General features: G+C 64.4%; 5 protein-coding genes. All 5 read right to left on the bottom strand.

Annotated elements, in window-relative coordinates; all coding sequences use genetic code 11:
- Window positions 1-181 precede the first annotated feature (181 nt).
- The gene (locus sphsw_RS12030) at window positions 182-493 is read right to left on the bottom strand and encodes a hypothetical protein (protein WP_031393980.1); all 312 of its coding nucleotides are present in this window, start codon (window positions 491-493) and stop codon (window positions 182-184) included.
- 379 nt (window positions 494-872) lie between these two features.
- Entirely contained in the window at window positions 873-1469 is a 597-nt protein-coding gene (rplI, locus tag sphsw_RS12025) for a 50S ribosomal protein L9 (protein WP_031440825.1), read from the bottom strand.
- Between the two features lie 11 nt (window positions 1470-1480).
- Window positions 1481-1705 (bottom strand): 30S ribosomal protein S18, encoded by a 225-nt coding sequence (gene rpsR, locus sphsw_RS12020; protein WP_031393978.1) that lies wholly within the window; start codon window positions 1703-1705, stop codon window positions 1481-1483.
- Window positions 1706-1707: 2 nt separating this feature from the next.
- On the bottom strand, window positions 1708-2142 hold the full coding sequence (gene rpsF / locus sphsw_RS12015; protein WP_031393977.1) for a 30S ribosomal protein S6: 435 nt from the start codon (window positions 2140-2142) through the stop codon (window positions 1708-1710).
- 172 nt (window positions 2143-2314) lie between these two features.
- Entirely contained in the window at window positions 2315-2671 is a 357-nt protein-coding gene (locus tag sphsw_RS12010) for an RcnB family protein (protein WP_031440824.1), read from the bottom strand.
- Window positions 2672-2776: the final 105 nt, after the last annotated feature.

The raw sequence follows: 2776 nt of genomic DNA, 5'->3' as shown, positions 1-2776 counted from the left end.
CTTGGCGCCGGCAGCGGCCGCCAGCGGCACCGGCGCGGCGACGAGCGCCAGCGCCAGGCCGGCAAGCGCCGCCGCCCGGTACCGTCCCGGTAACGGCCCTCTCACGCGCAAGATCCTCTCACGATTGCGATCCTGCGCGGCGAAAGCCGTCCCGGGTATTGGCATGGATGCAGGGTCAGGCTCAGCCGCGCGGCTTGCGCTGGCGCTGCTGCATCTGCTGCTGCATCTTCTGCTCCATGCCGTCGACGCGACCGTTGATCTGGTCGATCCGCTGGCCGTTCTGCTGCGCCTGGCCGGCTGCGGCCTGTGCTTGGGTCAGCGCCTCGCCCGACGTGCCCTCGACGGTCCGCAGGCGGCCGTCCATGCCGTCGATGCGCGTGTTGACGGTCGCGATCTGCTCGCGGACAAAGCCCTTGGTGGCGCAACCGCCCAGCCCGATCGACCCGATCAGCAGGAGGGCAACCGTCGGATATTTCTGGAGACTCGTACGCATTATCTTAACCTTTCCAAAAACTGGAACCTGCACTCAGCGATCACAATCGCGCGCTGACAATCGATTTTGGCCAGAATGTGCGTCTTCTGCGGTGGAGCAGGGGGCGGGGGGAATGCCGCCGGTTCGCCGCGCCGCGCGGTTCATCTGCCCGCAACCTTTCACCGGCCTTGGGCATTATCGCCGCGTCCCTTTTCATAGAGTTCGCCGGCCATGAAACAGATCCTCCCCGTCATCTTCGCGCTCGTCCCCCTCGCCGCGATGGTCGGCGCCTGCGTCACCTGCCCCTGAGCCGCTGGCGTTCCTGCCGCGGACATGAAAAAGGCCCGCCCGGATCGCTCCGGACGGGCCTTTTTCGATTTGGCCAGGAAAGGCGAGGGGGTTAGCCCTGTGCCTCTTCCTCCTGGTCGCGCGGGGCTTCGGCGGTCGCGCCGGGCTCTGCGTTCGGATCGTAATCCTCGACGAAGCCAGCCTCGTCACGCTCGAACATCGACGACATGACGTCGACGCCCTGAGCCTGCATCTCGGCTTCTTCCGGCGACCGGGCGACGTTGACCTTGACGGACACCGACACCTCGGGGTGGAGTGCAACCTTGACGGTGTACACGCCGATCGCCTTGATCGGCTTGTCGAGCACGATCGCCGACTTGCCGACCTTGTGACCATCGGCCACCAGCGCATCGACCAGATCGCGAACCGCGACCGAGCCGTAGAGCTGACCGGTGTTCGACGCCTGACGGATCAGGGTCACGCTCGCGTCGGTGAAGGTCTTCGCTTCGGTCTCGGCATCGGCACGGCGCGATGCGTTGTCCGACTCGATCCGCGCACGGTTCGCTTCGAAAACCTTGCGGTTGGCTTCGTTCGAACGAAGCGCCTTCTTGTTCGGGAGAAGGAAGTTACGGGCATAGCCGTCCTTGACCTTCACCACGTCGCCGATGGCGCCGAGCTTTTCGACGCGCTCAAGCAGAATGACGTCCATGGGGGCGCTCCTTACTTAACGATGTAGGGCAGCAGGCCCAGATGACGCGCACGCTTGATGGCCTGGGCCAGTTCGCGCTGCTTCTTTGCGGCCACCGAAGTGATACGCGACGGGACGATCTTGCCACGCTCGGACACGAAGCCCTGCAGCAACCGGACGTCCTTATAGTCAATCCGGGGAGCGTCTTTGGCAGAGAACGGGCAGCTCTTGCGGCGGCGGAAGAATGGACGTGCCATGATTATTCAGCTCCCTCTTCGCGGTCACGACGGGGACCACGGTCCGGACGATCGCCGCGGTCAGGACGGCCTTCACGGCCACCTTCGCGGTCGCCACGACGCTCACGGTCGCGGTCCGACTTGCGCATCATCACGGTCGGGCCCTCTTCGAGCGTGTCGACCTTGACCGTCATGTAACGGATGATGTCTTCGTTGATCTGCGTCTGGCGCTCCAGCTCTGCGATCACGTTGCCCGGGGCATCGATCTCGAGCATCACATAGTGCGCCTTGCGGTTCTTGGCGATCTTGTACGCCAGCGAACGCAAGCCCCAGTTCTCGGTCTTTACGACCCGACCTTCGTTGTCGTTCACGATCTTGGTGGCGATTTCCGCCAGAGCGTCCACCTGCGCCTGTGCCAGATCCTGGCGCGCAAGGAACACGTGCTCGTAAAGAGCCATGTCTTGTCCTTCGTCTTGGCCGATCGCTGATACACGCCCCATGCGTGCACCCCTCCGGCTGTCGTCTAGAATGCAAACCGGGGCGAGAGACGCGAATCCCTCACCCCGGTTGCGATGGCCCTTACCCGATTATCGGGGAAAGGCAAGGTTGGTTACGACCCTGACGGCGCGATTACCGGAACGCACCACCCCGCACCTGGACCACATTGCCGCGGCCGTTGACCAGCAGCGCGTCACGACCCGAACGGACCCACTGGCTGCCACGCGGCGGCGCGGCGAGGCGATAGTTGCGGTAGGTCGTGATCACCCGGTAGTTCTGCGCATAGCGGCGGTCGAATCGCTGGCCGGTGCGGAAATTGCGATACTGGTTCGGGCGGACGGTGGTCCGCTTGGTGACGACGGTGCGGCCATTGTTGTTCTGGCGCACGGTGGTGACTTCGCGACGCGCTTGCGCCTCGGCCGGAGCGGCGGCCAGCAGCGGGCTGGCGACGAGGGTGGCGGCAAGCGCGCTGAGGATGAACTTTTTCATGATACTCTCCCGTTGAAACACGGCGCCGATGCTGCGGCGTCCTCCATAATCTGGGGGCCGCTTGTCGCAGGCGCTTGTCGCAGGGGTCGCGAATTGGTCGCATTT

Origin of the sequence: Sphingomonas sp. FUKUSWIS1 (assembly GCF_000733135.1) — a bacterium.
GTDB lineage: Bacteria > Pseudomonadota > Alphaproteobacteria > Sphingomonadales > Sphingomonadaceae > Sphingomonas > Sphingomonas aerolata.
Note: the sequence above shows the minus strand (reverse complement) of the source record. Positions and strands in the feature narration are given on the sequence as shown.